Raw genomic sequence first — 17,180 nt, forward strand, 5'->3', positions numbered from 1 at the left:
TCACCGTTCCCGCTCCGCGATGCCGAGGGCTATCCCGTCGAGGATGTCGTGCTCGCTCGTGACCGCCGTCGAGACCCGGCCGTCCGTGACGTCGGCGACGCGCTCAACGATCGACCTCCAGATGAGCGCTCCCGCACCGATCACGTCGACGCGGCCGGGGTGCATGTAGGGCAGTGCGGCCCTGTCCTGCCGCGTCATGTGCAGGAGGTCCGCTGCCGCCGCCGAGACCACCGGGATCGGCAGCTCCGCGCCGTGGATCCGCTCCGGCTGGTAGGACGGGAGACCGAGGGCGTGCGCGGTGACCGTGGTGACGCTCCCGGCGACGCCGACGATCTTCGTGATCCTGTCCAGGGGGACCTGCGCCGCGGCGTCGTCCATCATGCGGCCGACCTCCGCCTCCATCGCCGCGATCTGGTCCGGCGTCGGCGGGTTGTCCTTGAGGAAGCGCTCCGTGTAGCGGACGCACCCCATGTCGGTGCTCCGCGCGGCGATGAGGCCGCCGGCCGTCCCGGCCACGAACTCCGTGCTCCCGCCGCCGAGGTCGATCACCAGGACCGTCTCGTCGCGGGCAGCCTCGAGGACGCTCACGGCGCCGGCGAAGGACAGCCTCGCCTCCTCATCGCCGGAGACGACCTCCGGCTCGACGCCCAGCCGTGCCCGGATGCCGTCGACGAAGTCCTGGCGGTTCTCGGCGTCGCGGGACGCCGACGTCGCGACGAAGCGCACCGGCGGGTTGCCGTGCCGGTCGATGAGCTCCGCATACTCCTCGGTCGCGGCGAAGGTCCGCGTGAGCGCCGCCTCCGAGAGTCGGCCGGTCGCGTCGACCCCCTCGCCGAGGCGCACCACGCGCATGAGTCGTTCGACGTCGGTGAGGACCCCGTCCGCGATGTCCGCGATCAGGAGTCGGATGGAATTGGTGCCGCAGTCGATGGCAGCTGTACGCATTACTTCTCCTCGGTGGCGCCGCTGGGGGCTGAAGCGGTGGTGGAAGCCGGGGCGGAAGCCGTGGTGTAAGCGGCGTGGGCCCCGGCGACCGGCGTGCTCGCGTCTGCCGTGCCGTCCGGCTCCGCTCCGCGGCGGCGCGCCGCCCGCTTCGCCTCAAGCTCCTCGGGGCTCAGGCCCTGGGTCCTGGTGTGCCGGCTGAGGTCGGCGTGGGGTGCCTGCCCCGTGGTGTCCCAGGCCCCGTCGCAGGAGCAGTGCTCCGGCGTCCACCACGGCGCTATCCGTGCGATCGCCTCGTCGCCCAGCGGATTGACCCCGGGTCCCGCCGCGAGCGAGTGGCCCACGAGGACGTGCAGGCACTTGACGCGGGTGGGCATGCCTCCGGCCGAGACACCGTCGATCTCGGGGACCGGGCCGGTCCCAGCCCGCTGCCCGACGGCGTCGCGCGCGGCGAGGTACGCCTCGTGGGCGGCCCGGTAGCGCTCGGCGAGGCCGGCGTCGGCGGTCAGCCGGTCGCTCATCTCGGTCATGACGCCGTCGGCCTCGAGCCGCGACACGGCGGAGGTGACCACGGGATGGCTGAGGTAGTAGGTGGTGGGGAACGGGATGCCGTTCGAGAGGCGGGGTGCGGTGGTGGCGACGAGCGGATTGCCGCAGACGCACCGCGCCCCGATCTCGACGACGTCCCGCACGGGGCGGCCGAGCTGGCGACTGAGGACGTCGAGGTCGCGTGCGCTGGGGGTCCGGGGATCCTGTCCCTCGGGACCTCGCTCGTCGCGCTCGTCATGCTGGTCGTGGTGGGTCACGCTGTTCCTTCCTGGACGCTCCGGGGCGTACGGTTCGCAGGGGGCGCGGCGGCGCCCGGCCCGCTCAATCTGTCGCTGCGCGGGCGACCGAGCTCCAGAGGGAGTCGACCCAGGGCAGGTCGGCCGGGTCGGCGGCCGAGCCCTCGCCCGTGCTGTCCTCGATCCCGTCGGCGCCCTTGACCAGGTACCGGGTCTCGCCCGGCATCACGAGGAAGATGCGCTCGCGCGCCTGCTGCCGGACGAAGGCCGGGTCGTCCCAGCGGGCGAGCTCCGACCGGTAGTCCGCCTGCTCCTGCTGCTGCCGGGCGATGTCCGCACGGAGCGCGTCGAGCTCCGCCTGCTGCTGCAGGTACCTGCTCACGGACGGCGCCAGCAGCACGATCACGGCGATGAGCACGACGGCGAGCGCCAGCAGGCGACCGGAGAAGGACTTCGCGGGGATCGGCGTCGCCTCCTCCGCCGGCTGGATGGCGGTCTCGGCACGACTGGCACCGAGCCTGCCGCGGCGGATGCTGCCGGCGAGCTGGGACCGTTCGGCGGCCCGCGCCTCGGACGGGGACGACGGCTTCGAGGCTCCGGGCGGAGTGGAGGCCGCGGCCTGGCGCACAGAGCGCGCAGGCGTCGTTCCCGCCGTTCCGCCGGCCCCGCGGGGATCCTTCGTCGCGGAGGGTCCTGCGGTCCGCGGTGCGGCGGTCCCGGGCAGTGCGGATCCCGAGGATCGCGGCCGGCCCGGGGACGGCACATGGCCACGACCGGCCGATCCCGGACCGGCCGGGGTTGCGGAGCCGGACGTCCGCGGGCCGTGGGCAGGGGTCTGGCCCCTGGCCGTCCCGGGAGCCGGCCGTTCCTCCGCCACAGGCGTCGGACGGCCGGCTCGCGGCACGTTGGGGCGGCGGGCAGTCATGAAGCTCCTCGTCAATGCTTTCGCGTGTGGTCGCGTCGGGTCCCTCGCGGGACCCGCTTAACGAGGGTAACCGCCCTGCCGATCAACTGCGGATCAACTAGGCCGTGAAACGCGGGAAGGCGCTGCGTCCGGCGTAGCGGGCGGCGTCGTCGAGCTCCTCCTCGATGCGCAGCAGCTGGTTATACTTGGCCACCCGCTCGCTGCGTGCAGGAGCACCCGTCTTGATCTGGCCCGCATTGGTGGCCACGCAGATGTCGGCGATCGTGGTGTCCTCGGTCTCACCCGAACGGTGCGAGGTGATCGTCGTGTAGCCGGCACGCTGCGCCATGGAGATGGCGTCGAGCGTCTCCGTGAGGGTGCCGATCTGGTTGACCTTCACCAGCAGCGAGTTGGCGGTCTGGTTCGAGATCCCCTTGGCCAGGCGCACCGGGTTCGTGACGAACAGGTCGTCGCCGACCAGCTGGACCTTGTCGCCGATCGAGTCCGTGAGGTGCTTCCAGCCCTCCCAGTCGTCCTCGTCGAGGGGGTCCTCGATGGAGACCAGCGGGTAGTCGCGGACGAGCTCCACGTAGTAGGCGCTCATCTCCTCCGTGCTGAGGGCCTTGCCCTCGAACTGGTAGGCGCCGTCCTTGTAGAACTCGGAGGCGGCGACGTCGAGGGCGAACGCGATGTCGGTCCCCGGGGTGTAGCCCGCGCGCTCGACGGCGGTGGTGATGAGATCCAGTGCGTCGCGGTTGGACGGCAGGTTCGGGGCGAACCCGCCCTCGTCGCCGAGGCCGGTGGCGAGGCCCTTCTCCTTCAGCACGGACTTCAGTTCGTGGTAGACCTCGACGCCCCAGCGGAGTCCCTCGGAGTAGGACTGCGCGCCGAGCGGGACGATCATGAATTCCTGGATGTCGACGTCCGAGTCGGCGTGCGAACCGCCGTTGAGGATGTTCATCAGGGGTACCGGCAGGACGTGCGCGTTCGGGCCGCCGAGGTAGCGGTAGAGCGGCAGGGCCGAGGACTCGGCGGCGGCGCGGGCGATGGCGAGGGAGACACCCAGCATCGCGTTGGCGCCCAGGTTGGACTTGTTCTCCGTACCGTCCAGGTCGATCATCGCCTGGTCGATGGCACGCTGGTCCGCGGCGTCGAACCCGAGGAGTGCCGGCTGGATCTGCTCGATGACGGCCTCGACGGCCTGGAGGACGCCCTTGCCGAGGTAGCGGTCCTTCTCGCCGTCGCGGCGCTCGTTGGCCTCGAAGGCGCCGGTGGAGGCACCGGAGGGGACGGCCGCGCGGCCGAAGGTGTCGTCGTCGAGCAGGACCTCGACCTCGACCGTGGGGTTGCCGCGGGAATCGAGGATCTCCCTCGCGTGGATGGCGTCGATGATGGCCATGGATTTGCTCCTCTTCGTTGGAGTGTAGGGGTTCACATCATGTTGGGACGTCTTTGTCGGAGCAACGGAGGTGTTGCTCCCACCCTAGTTCACGTCCGTCCTGCACGTGGGGTGGATCACCCGCGTGTGACGCGGGCGGCGCCGTCGCAGGGCTCACGCATCGCCGACGACGTCCTGCTGGTGGTCCATTACGGCCCGGCGCAGTGCGCGCTCGGGATCCACGCCGCTCGCCACGGCGCGCCGCACCAGCTCCAGCAGTTCCCGGCCCAGCCCGGCTTCGCCCGCAGGGTCGGGCACACCGTCGCCCCGCTCTCCCGCCCGTGCGAGCGTCTTGGCGGCGAAGGCGAGAGCCGGCAGGTGGCGCGGGATGCCGTCGAAGGGGGACGTGCGGGCCGGGCGTTCCTGCTGCTTGACGGCCTGCCACGTGGCGACGATGTCCGCGACCGATCCGGCCGGTCCGCCGCGCAGGGCTCCGTCGGGCGAGAACACGTGGGGATTCCGCCGCACGAGCTTGGCGGTCAGCCCCTCAGCAACCTCGGCGAGCCCGAAGGATCCGACCTCGGCCTGCAGCTGTGCGTGGAGGACCACCTGGAAGAGCACGTCCCCCAGCTCCCCGCGCAGTTCGTCCAGGAGCTCCTGCGACGGCCGCTCGGCGCGGGCGACGTCGTCGACCGCCTCGTAGAGCTCGTACGTCTCCTCGACGAGATACTCGAGCAGCGACGCCGGCTCCAGCGCAGCCGTCCAGGGGCAGTGCCGGCGGAGGAGGTCCACCACCTCCACCAGGCGGCCGACCGCGGCGCCCGGAGGCCTTCCGGGCGCGGCTCCGGGCCGTGCCGCTGCTGCGTCCGTCACCGGAGCGGCTAGGCGGCGGCCCGGCCCGCGGCCCTGTCGAAGCTCGCGGTGATGTGCTCGGCCAGGGCTTCGCGGTCCTCGAGCGGCAGGAACGCGGCGTCCACCGCGTTGAGGGTCAGTTCGAGCAGGTCGCCGAGGTCGTAGCCGAACGTGCCGACGAGGAGTTCGAACTCGCCCGTCAGGGTCACGCCGCTCATCAGGCGGTTGTCGGTGTTCACGGTGACCTTGAAGCCCAGCTGGTACAGCAGGTCGAAGGGGTGGGCGTCGATCGTGTCGCCGAAGGCCGCGATGGCGCCGGTCTGCAGGTTCGACGACGGGCACAGCTCGAGCGGGATGCCGCGGTCGCGGACCCAGGAGGCGATACGGCCCAGGTTGGCGATGCCGACCTCCTCGCCGTCGGCGGCGTCGTCGTCCGCCGACTCCTCGATTTCGATGTCCTCGGCGATGCGGACGCCGTGGCCGAGGCGCAGCGCACGTCCCGCGACGAGGGCGTCCTGGATGCTGTCCAGCCCGGCCGCCTCGCCCGCGTGCACGGTCGCGGGGAACTGCTCGGAGGCGAGGTACGTGAAGGCGTCGGCGAAGCGCGAGGGCAGGAAGCCGTTCTCCGCCCCGGCGATGTCGAAGCCGACGGCGCCGCGGTCGCGGTGGCGGACGGCGAGCTCGGCGATCTCCTGGCCGCGGTCCGCGTGCCGCATCGCCGTGATGAGCTGGCCCACCTGGATGACGCGTCCCGCGGCGATGGCCGCCGCGGCACCCGCCTCGAGGCCTTCCTGGACCGCCTCGACGGCCTCGTCGAGCGTCAGGCCCTTCTGCGTGTGCTGCTCCGGCGCCCACCGCACTTCCCCGTAGACCACGCCGTCGAGCGCCAGGTCCTCGACGAACTCCCGGGCGACCCGCGTGAGCCCCTCCCGCGTCTGCATGACGGCGATGGTGTGGTCGAAGGTCTCGAGGTACCGCTCGAGCGATCCCGAGTCCGCGGACTCGCGGAACCAGGTCCCGAGGGACTCGGCGTCCGGTGCCGGGAGCTCGTGCCCGATGTCGGCGGCGAGCTCGAGGATGGTGGCCGGCCGCAGGCCGCCGTCGAGGTGGTCGTGGAGGGAGACCTTCGGCAGGGTCCGGATGTCGATGGCAGCGTCGTTCTGGGTCTGGGTCACGCCGTCAAGCCTACGCGATGCGCCTCAGGGAGGGCTCGTCTCCCGGGCCGGCTCCGGAGAGTCCTGGGGCTCCTCGACGGCGGCCTGGAGCGGCGTCGAGCCGCGGACGAGGGCGATCACGCGGTCCACGAGGAACCCGAGGACGACGGCGATCCCGACGGCCACCGCGACGCCCAGCAGATGGTTGTGCTGGAACCAGGTCCCCGCGACCGCGCCGATACCCACGGAGTAGCCGGCCCACACCACACCGGAGAGGGCCGTGAGGGCGACGAACCGGCGCTGCGAGTACCCGGTGGCCCCCGCCGTGAGGTTGACCGCCACGCGGCCGATCGGGATGAAGCGCGCTACCAGGATCAGTGACGCGGCCCGCTTCGCGAGTTCGTTCCCCGCCCAGGTGAAGGACCGCTGCATGCGCGGTCGCCTCATCCACCGGAAGCGCGTGGTGCCGATCCCCCGGCCGAAGCGGAAGGCGATGTTGTCGCCGAGGAACGCGCCCGCGGCCGCGACCAGGATCAGCAGCCAGGGGTTCGGCACGCCCTGGGTGAGGACGAGCGACGCGAGGCCGACGACGACGGACTCGCTGGGGAACGGCGGGAAGAAACCGTCCACGACGCAGCACACGAGCACCAGGAGGTACACCCAGGGCTGCTCCGCGGCGGCCAGCACGACGTCGCTGATGCCGTCGAGGGCACTGGTGATCGCATCCATCCTGGGGCTCCTCCGCCGGTACACCCCGTGCGACCCGCCACCAGGGGTGGAGGCGGTCGTCGGAACGGGGCCGGACGACGCCGTCGCGGTGCCGGGGGGAACCGGGAACCGCTGCCGCGCGTCTGCCGTCGACGCTACCCGCGGCAGCCGTCCCGGGTCGTCGCCCTTGCGGGCGATCCGGCCCGCGGCCGGCCTCACCCCCAGGGATGAGGCCGGCGCCCGTTCCCCCTAGGGGTCGCACCGGAGGTGGCCCGATCCGGACCTCACGCGATCCGGACCTCGGGCGATCCGGACCTCAGGCGATCCGGACTCAGGCGATCCGGACCTCAGGCGATGCGGTCGATGATGAGCTGCTGCGCCGGGCGGGAACCCTCCGGTGCGATCACGACGGCGTCGGCCAGCGCGTCCCGTGCACGGTCGAACTTCTCCGGGGTGTCCGTGAGCAGCGTCATCAGGGGCTCCCCCGCACGCACGGAGGCTCCCGGCTTCGCGTGCAGCCGCACGCCGGCCCCCGCCTGCACCTGGTCCTCCTTGCGGGCCCGGCCGGCTCCGAGCCGCCAGGCGGCGACGCCCACCGAGAGCGCGTCGAGGCCCACGAGCACGCCGTCGGCCGGCGCCAGGACGACCTCGGACTCCTTCGCCACGGGCAGGGTCGCGCGGGGGTCTCCGCCCTGCGCCTGGATCATCCTGTTCCAGACATCCATCGCGCGTCCGTCCTTCAGCGCGGCCGCCGGGTCGGCGTCGTGCACGCCCGCGCACGCGAGCATCTCCTCCGCGAGGCGCACGGTGAGCTCGACGACGTCGGCCGGTCCGCCGCCGGCGAGGACCTCCACCGACTCCTCGACCTCGATGGCGTTGCCGGCCGTCAGTCCGAGGGGTGTGCTCATGTCGGTGAGGAGCGCCACGGTGTTCACGCCGGCGTCCCTGCCGAGGGCCACCATGGTCTCGGCGAGCTCGCGTGCCTGGTCGACGTCCTTCATGAAGGCCCCGCTGCCCACCTTCACGTCCAGGACCAGCGACCCGGTCCCCTCGGCGATCTTCTTGCTCATGATCGAGGACGCGATGAGCGGGATGGCCTCGACGGTCCCCGTGACGTCGCGCAGGGCATAGAGCTTCTTGTCCGCGGGGGCCAGTCCCGTCCCGGCGGCGCAGATGACCGCGCCCACCTCGGCGAGCTGGCGCAGCATGTCCTCGTTGCTGAGGTGCGCACGCCAGCCGGGGATGGATTCCAGCTTGTCCAGGGTGCCCCCCGTGTGGCCGAGGCCGCGTCCGGAGAGCTGCGGCACGGCGACGCCGAAGACGGCGACGAGCGGGGCCAGCGGCAGGGTGATCTTGTCGCCGACGCCCCCGGTGGAGTGCTTGTCGCTGGTGGGGCGGCCGAGCGAGGAGAAGTCCATGCGCTCGCCGGAGGCGATCATCGCGGCGGTCCAGCGCGAGATCTCGGCGCGGTCCATGCCGTTGAGCAGGATCGCCATGTTGAGGGCGGCCATCTGCTCGTCGGCGATGACGCCACGCGTGTAGGCGTCGATGGTCCAGTCGATCTGCTCGGGCGAGAGCGTGCCCCGGTCGCGCTTGGTACGGATGATGTCGACGGCGTCGAAGGCTTCGGTCATGGGGATCCTCGGATCGTGGTGCGGCTCCTGGCAGGAGCCGTGGAATGGGAAGGGGAAGAGGAGGGGCGCGGCCTGTCCGGCCGCGCCCCTGGGTCAGGCGAGGTGCTGTGGCCCGAAGGCGTCCGGCAGGACCTCGTCCATGGTGCAGATGCCGCTGACGGTCATGAGCACCATGTCCGGCGCCCGGAACTCGTACAGCAGCTGGCGGCAGCGCCCGCACGGCATGAGGGTGCTGCCCTCGCCGTCCACGCAGCTGAACGCCCGGATACGCCCGCCGCCGCTCATGGCCAGCGCGCTCACGAGCGCACACTCCGCGCACAGGGTCAGACCGTAGGAGGCGTTCTCCACGTTGCAGCCGGAGATGATGCGGCCGTCCTCGAGCAGGGCCGCGGCCCCCACGGGGTACTTCGAATAGGGGACGTAGGCGCGTTCCATGGCGTCCCTCGCCGTGGCGGCCAGGGAGTCCCAGGGGATCTCGTCGTCGGTCATGCTGCTGAGCCTCCTAGCCCTTGATGTACGGGATACCGCTGGCGCCCGGTGCCCGCGAGCGGCCGACGAGCCCCGCGACCGCGAAGACCGTCACCACGTACGGCAGCATGCGCAGGAACTGGTCCGGCACGGGCGTGCCGAGCAGGCTGAGCACGTTGGACAGGTTCGTGGCGAAGCCGAACAGCAGCGCCGCGAAGAAGGCCCCGATCGGGTTCCACCGACCGAAGATCAGGGCGGCGAGCGCGATGTAGCCCTGGCCCGCGGTCATGTCGCGGCCGAAGCCCGAGACGGCGACGAGCGTGAAGAAGGATCCTCCGACGCCCGCGACGACGCCCGCGAGCAGCACGTTGGTGAAGCGCATGCGGTTGACGTTGACGCCGAGGGTGTCGGCGGCCTTGGGGTGCTCGCCGACGGCGCGCGTGCGCAGGCCCCAGCGCGAGTGGTAGAGCGCCACGTAGACGACGGCCACCGCGACGTACATGAGGTAGCCCACGATGGTCTGCTGGAAGAGGATCGGGCCGATCACCGGGATGTCCGCGAGCAGCGGGATCTCGATCACGGGCAGGCGCGGCGGCGAGTTCCACCGCTCCGCGTCCTCGCTCAGCACGGCGGAGAACAGGAAACCGGTCAGCCCGGAGACCAGGACGTTCAGCACGACGCCGACGATCACCTGGTTCACGACGTAGCGGATGCTGAAGACGGCGAGGACGAGGGACACGAGGACGCCCGCCACCGCCGCGGCGAGGAGGCCGACGAAGGCACTCCCGGACAGCGACGCCGCGACCGCGGCCGCGAACGCGCCGAACAGCAGCTGGCCCTCGATCGCGATGTTCACGACGCCGGAGCGCTCGCACAGCACGCCCGAGAGCGAGCCGAAGATCAGCGGCACGGCCAGGGTGACGGATCCGGCGAGGAGACCGTAGAGGGCGACGTTGGGGGTGCGGGCGCTCCCGACGACCCACGTCAGGAACGCGACGAGGAACAGGACGGCGAAGACGGCCAGCAGCCAGGCGGGGATCTTCCGCCCCGAGCGCGTGCGCAGGATCGCGAGGACGGCGAGGGCGATCATCGCGAGTGCCGCGATCCAGCCGATCACCGGGGCGGACACCACGATGGACGGCAGGACGATCGGGTCGTTCTCCTCCGACAGCCTGAACGTGACGTCGTTGCCCGGCGCTCCGAGTGCGAAGACGAGGAGGGCGAAGAGGGCGACGACGGAGAGGATGACCGGGTTCTTCCAGCTCCGCACGGCCGCGTCGCCGGCTGCGTTCTGGCGCTCGTCGCGAGCGGTGGTTGCTGTGCTCATGCTGCTGCTCCGGTCGAGGCTGGCGTGCGGTGAGGGGTGCCGCCCTTGCCCGTGCGCGCGGCGCCCGGTGCCGGGAGGCGGAAGAGCGCACGGACGAGTGGCGGCGCCGCGATGAAGAGGACGATCAGCGACTGCACGACGAGGACGATGTCGATGCTCGTGCCCGTCGAGGCCTGCATGGCCACTCCCCCGGCGCGGAAGGCGCCGAAGAGGATGCCCGCCGCGAAGGTGCCCCACGGCGAGGACCGGCCGAGGAGTGCCACCGTGATCGCGTCGAAGCCGAAGCTCGCAGCGACGCCCGAGGTGAGGACCTTCTCGGTCCCGGAGACCTGGGCCACGCCGGCGAGGCCGGCGAGGGCCCCGGCGATGGCCATCGCGAGGATGTAGCCCCTGCTGACGTTGACACCGGCGGTGCGGGCCGCGCTCGCGTTGGCGCCGACGGCACGGAGCTCGAACCCGACGGTCGACCGGTTGAGCAGCCACCACACGAAGACGGTGGCCAGGACGGCGACGACGAAGCCCCAGTGCAGGCGGAACGCCGGACCGAGCAGCGGCGGGTACAGGGCGCTCGCGTCGAGCTGCGGGCTGATCGGGTTCGTGGAACCCGGCCGCTGGAACGCCGGGGTGCTCAGGAAGTACAGCACCAGGTTCGTCGCGATGTAGTTGAACATGATCGTCAGGATGACCTCGTGTGCACCGGTCCGAGCCTTCAGGAGGCCCACGAGACCGGCCCAGACGGCGCCGCCGACCATGCCCGCGAGGATCACGAGCAGCAGGTGGAGGCCGACGGGCAGGTGCAGCGTGAAGCCGATCCAGCCCGCGAACGTGGCGCCGATCAGGATCTGTCCCTGGGCACCGATGTTGAAGAGGCCGGCCCGGAAGGCGAGGGCCACGCCGAGCCCCGCGCAGATCAGCGGGGTCGCGACGGTCAGGGTCTGCGTCAGGGGGTAGATCATGCGGGAGAAGGAATCTCCGCCGAAGTTGAAGACCGAGCCCTGGAAGAGCGCGATGTAGGCGCTCGACGCCGCCGTCCAGGCAGCACCGAGGGTGTCCTGCGGGCGGCTGAAGAAGTACGACGACGCCCGCGCCACGTTCTGGTCGGTGACCGCGATGAGCACTCCACCGAGGATCAGGGACAGCACCACCGACAGGAAGGCGACGAGCGCGTTCCCCGTCATGACGCGCTGCAGGAGGGTCGACTCCGGCGCGGGTCCGCGGCTCGCCGCCGTCGCGGGTACCGCGGGAGGGGGTACCTCCCCGCCTGCCGTCTCGACGGCGTTCTCGAGGCGCACCTCGTCCTGGCGTGCGGCCTCCTTCGCTTCCCGCCGGGTCGGCGGGGCGCCGCCGTCGGGAGCCGGGGATACCGGCCGGTCGTCCTGCGGGCTCACAGGTTTCCTCCTTGGATATCGTGTGTCTGCGCCAGGGCTTCCTCGGCGGGCATACCGGCCATCATCAGGCCGAGCACGTCGCGTGACACGGACCCGGGGACGATCCCCATGAGGCGGCCGCGGTAGAGGACCGCGATCCGGTCGGCGAGCTCGAGGACCTCGTCGAGTTCGGTGGAGACGATGATGACGGGCGTGCCGCCGTCGCGCTCCGCGACGATCCTGCGGTGCAGGAACTCGATGGAACCGACGTCGACGCCGCGCGTGGGCTGCGAGGCGATGAACAGCTTGAGGGGCCGCGAGAACTCGCGGGCCATGACGACCTTCTGCTGGTTGCCGCCGGAGAGGGTGCCCGCGGCGGCGGACGCGGACTGCGTGCGCACGTCGTACTCGGCGATCTTCTCGTCGGCGTTCTTCTCGATGGCCGACGGGGACATGGAGAGTCCCTTCGCGAAGGGCGCGTCGTCGTACCGGTTGAGGATGAGGTTCTCGGCGACGGAGAACGTCCCGACGAGTCCCTCGACGCTGCGGTCCTCGGGGACGAAACCGACGCCGGCGCGGATGACGTCCTTGACGCTGCGGCCCAGGAGCTCGTTCCCGCCGAGGGTGATCGATCCGGTGACGTGGTCCTGGAGGCCCATGATCGCCTCCGTGAGTTCGGTCTGGCCGTTGCCCTGGACACCCGCGACGGCGAGGATCTCGCCCTCGGCGACCTCGAAGCTCAGGCCGTCCACCACGCGCTGCCCGTTGGGGGCCTGGACGGTGAGGTCCCGGACCCGGAAGGTCACCTCGCCCGGCGCGGCCGGCTTCTTGTCCAGGGTCAGGCTGACGGCGCGCCCCACCATGAGGGACGCGAGTTCCGTGGTCGGGGCGCTGGGGTCGGCGGTTCCGACGACCTTGCCGCGGCGGACCACGGTGATCACGTCGGAGACGGCCTTGACCTCGCGGAGCTTGTGCGAGATGAAGACGATGGATGTGCCGTCCGCCTTGAGCTGCGCCATGATCCCGAGCAGTTCGTCGGTCTCCTTGGGCGTCAGGACGGCTGTCGGCTCGTCGAGGATGAGGACCTCGGCGTCGCGGACGAGCGCCTTGATGATCTCGACGCGCTGCTGGACGCCGACCGGCAGGTCCTCGACGACCGCGTCGGGGTCGACGTCGAACCCGTACTGGTCCGAGATCTGCCGGATGCGCGTCCGGGTCTCCTGCAGGTTGAGCATCCCGCCGGCCTTGGTGGCCTCGTTGCCCAGTGCCACGTTCTCCGCGACGGTGAACACCGGCACCAGCATGAAGTGCTGGTGCACCATGCCGATCCCCGCGGCCATCGCGTCGCCCGGTCCCTTGAAGGTCACCGGCTTGTCATTGACGCGGATCTCGCCCTCGGTGGGGTCGTAGAGGCCGTACAGCACGTTCATGAGCGTGGACTTGCCGGCCCCGTTCTCGCCGAGCAGGCTGTGGACCTGTCCTGGTTCCACGACGAGATCGATGGAGTCGTTGGCGACGAGCGATCCGAAACGCTTCGTGATGCCGATCAGTTCGAGTTTCACAACCCAGCCTGTTCTGTTCTGTTGTCGTCGGTGGACGTCACCGGAAAGGATACCGGCCACGGCTCCGGGGCATGCACCCGCGGCGAACGCAAACCGCCCTCCTCCCGGCGGAAAGCCCCGGGAGGAAGGCGGTTCTCGTGCGGTGCGCTGTTACTTCGGGCTGGCGGCCGAATCGACCGCGATGTCGCCGGAGATGATCTGTTCCTTCAGCTCGTCGAGCGTGGTCTGCAGATCGGCGGGGACGCTGGCCTCCTGGTCGTGGAACGGCGCCAGTGCCACGCCACCGTTCTCCAGGGTGCCGACGTACGGGGTGTTGTCGAAGTTGCCCTCCACATCGGTGCTGATGACGTCCTCGACGGCGTCGCCCATGAGCTTCATGACGGAGGTGAGGATGAACTCCTCGCCCTTGCCGGCGGTCTCGTAGCCGTCCGAGTCGACCCAGATCGCCTTGACGTCCTTGCCGCCCGCGTTCGCCTCGATGACGGCGTCGAGCGTGCCCGAGCCGACCGGACCGGCGACCGGCATGATGATGTCGGCACCCTCGTTGATGAAGTTCTGGGTGTTGGTCTTGCCTGCGGCGGCATCCTCGAAGTTACCCACGAAGGTGCCGTTCTGGCTCTCCTTGTCCCAGCCGAGGAGCTGCACGTCTCCGCCGGTCTCCTCGTTGAAGTAGTCCACGCCCTCGGCGAAGCCGTCCATGAAGATGGTCACGGTCGGGATGTTGATGCCGCCGTAGGTGGCCACCTTGCCGGACTCGCTGGTCGCCGCCGCTGCGTAGCCGGCGAGGAACGCGGCCTGCGCCGTGTCGTAGATGATCGGCTTGACGTTCGGCAGGTCGATCGAGTTGTCGTCGACGATCGCGAAGTTGGCATCGGTGTTGGCTTCCGCCGCTGCCTTCGTCGTGTCCGCGAGCAGGAAGCCGACGGTGACGGTGAGGTTGCACCCGGCCTGGACCATCTGGTCGACGTTGGGGCCGAAGTCGGTCTCGGCCTGCGATTCGGCCTGGTTGATCGTGATGCCGAGGTCCGCCTCGGCCTTCTTCAGGCCCTCGTAGCTGGACTGGTTGAACGAACGGTCGTCGAATCCACCGGAGTCGGAGACGATGCAGCCGAGGTAGTCGGTGTTGGCCTCGGCGCTCGAGCCGCCACCGGCCGAGTCCTCGGCGGGCGGCGCGCCGCAGCCGGACAGGACGAGGGCCGAGACGCCGAGAACGGCGGCGGACAGGCCGGTGCCACGCGAGAATGAGCGCAGTGAGTTCTTCAAAAATGCCTCCAGGAGAGAAATGCGCCACGGGACGAATACCAGTGAGTGTCCATCACGGTCCACGATTGGATCCGAGGCTCTGTTTTCACTGGGAGACCGTGGCGCCGCGACACCGTCGGTGCAGCACGTATGCGAATATCCTAAGCGCCAAGTGATGGGGAACACTACACGGGCGGTCGGGGCGGGAGGATCGTTCGGTTTTCGTTATGCACAGGCGGCTGAGGACAGCCGGGAGGAGGTCCCGGTTCCTCCAGGACGCAGGACCCGGCCGTCAGTGGTCGCGACCGAGCACGGCCTGGAGGGCGGCGACGGCCATCACGCGGATACCGCAGGCGATCGCGCCTTCGTCGGGTGCGTAGTCCCCGCGGTGGAGATCGTAGGTCTCGCCACCGGGGGTGCGCGTGCCCAGCCGCATCATGGCACCGGGCACCTCCTGGGTCATCCAGGCGAAATCCTCGCCGCCCATGGACTGCGGGGTGAGGACGACGGCGCCCGAACCGAGTTCGGCGCGGGCCGCGGCTTCCAGTAACCCGGTCTCCGCCTCCTGGTTCACCACCGGGGGGACGCCGCGGATGTGCTCGAGCCTCACGTCGACCCCGAACGGGGCGGCCACCTCGCGCACGGCACGGTCGAGCAGCTCGCCCGCCGATTCCCAGGCTTCCCCGTCGAGGCAGCGGAGCGTGCCGGACATGAAGCCGTGCGCCGGGATGGCATTGGGCGCGGAGCCCGCATGGATCTGCCCCCACACCACGGACACCGCACTGCGCACGTCGATGCGGCGCGAGAGGACGGCCGGGACGTTCACGGCGATGGAGGCGAGGGCGAACACGAGGTCCTCGGTGAGGTGCGGGCGCGAGGTGTGGCCGCCGCGGCCGCTGAGCTCCACGCGGATGGTGTCCGACGCCGAGGTGATGGCACCGATACGCGTGCCGACGAGGCCGACGTCGATCCTCGGATCGCAGTGGAGCGCCAGGATCCGCGGGACGCCGGTGAGCACGCCCTGGGCGATGACGTCGATCGCCCCGCCGGGCATCATCTCCTCCGCGGGCTGGAAGATGATGCGCACCGTGCCGGGCAGCGGCGCGTCGGCATCCAGGTCGGCGAGCACGAGCGCGACCCCCAGCATCACCGTGGTGTGGATGTCGTGCCCGCACGCGTGGGTGACACCGGTGGCGGCCGACGTGTAGTCCAGCCCCGTCTCCTCGACGATCGGCAGGGCGTCGATGTCCGCCCGCAGGGCGATCCGCAGGGGCCCCCGGCCGATGTCCACGTAGGCTCCGGTGCCCTCGAGCCGGTGCGGCACGAGCCCGGCCTGCGCGAGCCTGGCCACGATCAGGTCGGTGGTCCGGTGCTCCTTGTAGGACAGCTCCGGATGCCGGTGGATGTCGCGCCGGATCTCGGTCAGCTCGCCGAGCATCGGCTCGAGGGAGGCACCTACTCGGGAGATCGGCGGACTCTGGGTACTGGACGTTTCCACTGGATCAGCCTACCGACCGACGGCCCGGCACCCTCACACGATCGGACTCGCCCGTGTCATGGACGAATCGGGGTCCCGTCCTACAGCACGTCCGTGTCGCCGCTGGCGCGCAGCCTCTCGACGGCCTTCTTGACCTCCTGCGCGTGCTCCTTCGTCGTGACGAGGAGCGCGTCGGGTGTGTCGACGATGACGACGTCGTCGATGCCGATGAGGGCGATCACCCGCTTGGTGTCGGAGACGACGATCCCGGACGCGTTCTCCGAGAAGACGCGGGCCCCCTCCCCCATGACCGTGAGCTCGCTGTTCTCCTCGGCAGGATTGAGGCGGCCGATGGCCGCGAAGTCGCCGACGTCGTCCCAGTTGAACTCCCCGGGGATCATGGCGACGTCGCCCGCGGCGGCGGCGGGCTCCGCCACGGCGTAGTCGATCGCGATCTTCGGCAGGGTCGGCCAGACCCGGCGGGCCACCTCCACCCTGCGCGGGGTGTCCCACGCCTCGGCGATCTCCATCAGTCCCGCGTAGAGCTCGGGCTCGTTGGCGGAGAGGTGCTTCAGCATGAGGTCGACGGGTGCCACGAACATGCCCGCGTTCCACGAGTAGTTGCCGCTCCCGATATAGCCGTCGGCGACCTCCTGCGAGGGCTTCTCGACGAACTCGATGACGGCGCGCGCGCTGGGCGCTCCCGCCGAGGCGAGCGATTCACCGGCGCGGATGTACCCGAACCCGGTGGATGCGTGGGTCGGCTTGATGCCGATCGTGACGATGTATCCCCGTGCCGCGGTCTGGATGGCCTCTCGCACCGCAGCCTGGAAGACGTCCACGGGCGCGATGACCTGGTCGGCGGCGAAGGACCCCATGATGATGTCCGGGTCCCGCTGGTGCAGGATGGCCGCTGCCAGCCCGATCGCCGCCCCGGAATCCTTCGGCTCGGCCTCGAGCACCAGGTTCATGTCCTCGATCTCGGGCAGCTGCTCGAGCACGGCCCGGCGGTGCACCATCCCGGTGACCACCATGATGCGTCCGTCGCACAGCGGCCGGAGGCGGTCGTACGTCGCCCTGATCAGGGTGCTGCCGGACCCCGTGAGGTCGTGCAGGAACTTGGGTGCGGCCGCCCGCGAGAGCGGCCACAGGCGTGTGCCCGTGCCTCCCGCGGGGATGACGCCGTGGAAGCGGTCCAGCACGTTCTCGGGGGTCTGGGCCGCGGCCCTCTCTGTACTCATCCGTTCCACGGTAACGGACGAGCGGTGCGCGGCGGCGATCCGTCCCCCATCGGGGACGGCCCCGGCCGCGCCTCCGGCACTCGGGGGAGGACCTCCATCAGTCCCGGCGTGGACCCCGGCACGCACCCTCGCCACCGTC

General features: G+C 70.8%; 15 protein-coding genes. All 15 read right to left on the minus strand.

Annotation, left to right across the window (positions count from 1 at the left end; genetic code table 11):
• The 15 genes from AC0Z9V_RS10350 to AC0Z9V_RS10420 all read right to left on the minus strand — a co-directional run bounded on the left by AC0Z9V_RS10350 (position 1) and on the right by AC0Z9V_RS10420 (position 17,041).
• On the minus strand, positions 1-945 hold the full coding sequence (locus AC0Z9V_RS10350) for a Ppx/GppA phosphatase family protein (RefSeq protein WP_133081981.1): 945 nt from the start codon (positions 943-945) through the stop codon (positions 1-3).
• A complete protein-coding gene (locus tag AC0Z9V_RS10355; RefSeq protein WP_133081980.1) occupies positions 945-1,748 on the minus strand; it encodes a DUF501 domain-containing protein in 804 nt (267 codons plus the stop codon). Before AC0Z9V_RS10355 ends, AC0Z9V_RS10350 begins: the two co-directional genes overlap by 1 nt.
• 64 nt (positions 1,749-1,812) lie before the next feature.
• Complete coding sequence (locus AC0Z9V_RS10360; protein WP_133081979.1) at positions 1,813-2,652, minus strand: septum formation initiator family protein; 840 nt, start codon at positions 2,650-2,652, stop codon at positions 1,813-1,815.
• Positions 2,653-2,749: 97 nt separating this feature from the next.
• Positions 2,750-4,030 (minus strand): phosphopyruvate hydratase, encoded by a 1,281-nt coding sequence (eno, locus tag AC0Z9V_RS10365; RefSeq protein ID WP_133081978.1) that lies wholly within the window; start codon positions 4,028-4,030, stop codon positions 2,750-2,752.
• Between the two features lie 153 nt (positions 4,031-4,183).
• The gene (locus tag AC0Z9V_RS10370; RefSeq protein WP_485141442.1) at positions 4,184-4,882 is read right to left on the minus strand and encodes a MazG nucleotide pyrophosphohydrolase domain-containing protein; all 699 of its coding nucleotides are present in this window, start codon (positions 4,880-4,882) and stop codon (positions 4,184-4,186) included.
• Between the two features lie 8 nt (positions 4,883-4,890).
• On the minus strand, positions 4,891-6,036 hold the full coding sequence (locus AC0Z9V_RS10375; protein ID WP_133082754.1) for an adenosine deaminase: 1,146 nt from the start codon (positions 6,034-6,036) through the stop codon (positions 4,891-4,893).
• Positions 6,037-6,060: 24 nt separating this feature from the next.
• Entirely contained in the window at positions 6,061-6,744 is a 684-nt protein-coding gene (locus AC0Z9V_RS10380; protein ID WP_133082753.1) for a DedA family protein, read from the minus strand.
• Positions 6,745-7,070: 326 nt separating this feature from the next.
• Complete coding sequence (locus AC0Z9V_RS10385) at positions 7,071-8,357, minus strand: thymidine phosphorylase (protein ID WP_485141443.1); 1,287 nt, start codon at positions 8,355-8,357, stop codon at positions 7,071-7,073.
• A 93-nt stretch (positions 8,358-8,450) separates the two neighbouring features.
• The gene (locus tag AC0Z9V_RS10390; protein WP_485141444.1) at positions 8,451-8,846 is read right to left on the minus strand and encodes a cytidine deaminase; all 396 of its coding nucleotides are present in this window, start codon (positions 8,844-8,846) and stop codon (positions 8,451-8,453) included.
• Between the two features lie 13 nt (positions 8,847-8,859).
• Entirely contained in the window at positions 8,860-10,152 is a 1,293-nt protein-coding gene (locus AC0Z9V_RS10395) for an ABC transporter permease (protein ID WP_485141445.1), read from the minus strand.
• Complete coding sequence (locus AC0Z9V_RS10400; RefSeq protein WP_485141446.1) at positions 10,149-11,540, minus strand: ABC transporter permease; 1,392 nt, start codon at positions 11,538-11,540, stop codon at positions 10,149-10,151. Before AC0Z9V_RS10400 ends, AC0Z9V_RS10395 begins: the two co-directional genes overlap by 4 nt.
• Complete coding sequence (locus tag AC0Z9V_RS10405) at positions 11,537-13,081, minus strand: ABC transporter ATP-binding protein (RefSeq protein WP_133082748.1); 1,545 nt, start codon at positions 13,079-13,081, stop codon at positions 11,537-11,539. The genes AC0Z9V_RS10400 and AC0Z9V_RS10405 overlap by 4 nt, the downstream gene beginning before the upstream one ends.
• Positions 13,082-13,231: 150 nt before the next feature.
• Positions 13,232-14,344, minus strand: a complete 1,113-nt coding sequence (locus AC0Z9V_RS10410) for a BMP family lipoprotein (protein WP_485141447.1) — start codon at positions 14,342-14,344, stop codon at positions 13,232-13,234.
• A 271-nt stretch (positions 14,345-14,615) separates the two neighbouring features.
• A complete protein-coding gene (locus AC0Z9V_RS10415) occupies positions 14,616-15,761 on the minus strand; it encodes an amidohydrolase (protein ID WP_432206149.1) in 1,146 nt (381 codons plus the stop codon).
• A gap of 140 nt (positions 15,762-15,901) precedes the next feature.
• Positions 15,902-17,041, minus strand: a complete 1,140-nt coding sequence (locus AC0Z9V_RS10420; protein ID WP_459267574.1) for a mannose-1-phosphate guanylyltransferase — start codon at positions 17,039-17,041, stop codon at positions 15,902-15,904.
• Between the last annotated feature and the right edge of the window lie 139 nt (positions 17,042-17,180).

It is taken from the genome of Arthrobacter sp. UYP4, from assembly GCF_057291175.1.

Excerpts from the sequence above, each read along its gene's own strand:
- AC0Z9V_RS10350 (WP_133081981.1), bottom strand. The coding sequence starts at position 945 with ATGCGTACAGCTGCCATCGACTGCGGCACCAATTCCATCCGACTCCTG.
- AC0Z9V_RS10360 (WP_133081979.1), bottom strand. The coding sequence starts at position 2,652 with ATGACTGCCCGCCGCCCCAACGTGCCGCGAGCCGGCCGTCCGACGCCT.
- eno (WP_133081978.1), bottom strand. The coding sequence starts at position 4,030 with ATGGCCATCATCGACGCCATCCACGCGAGGGAGATCCTCGATTCCCGC.
- AC0Z9V_RS10380 (WP_133082753.1), bottom strand. The coding sequence starts at position 6,744 with ATGGATGCGATCACCAGTGCCCTCGACGGCATCAGCGACGTCGTGCTG.
- AC0Z9V_RS10385 (WP_485141443.1), bottom strand. The coding sequence starts at position 8,357 with ATGACCGAAGCCTTCGACGCCGTCGACATCATCCGTACCAAGCGCGAC.
- AC0Z9V_RS10390 (WP_485141444.1), bottom strand. The coding sequence starts at position 8,846 with ATGACCGACGACGAGATCCCCTGGGACTCCCTGGCCGCCACGGCGAGG.
- AC0Z9V_RS10395 (WP_485141445.1), bottom strand. The coding sequence starts at position 10,152 with ATGAGCACAGCAACCACCGCTCGCGACGAGCGCCAGAACGCAGCCGGC.
- AC0Z9V_RS10415 (WP_432206149.1), bottom strand. The coding sequence starts at position 15,761 with ATGCTCGGCGAGCTGACCGAGATCCGGCGCGACATCCACCGGCATCCG.
- AC0Z9V_RS10420 (WP_459267574.1), bottom strand. The coding sequence starts at position 17,041 with ATGAGTACAGAGAGGGCCGCGGCCCAGACCCCCGAGAACGTGCTGGAC.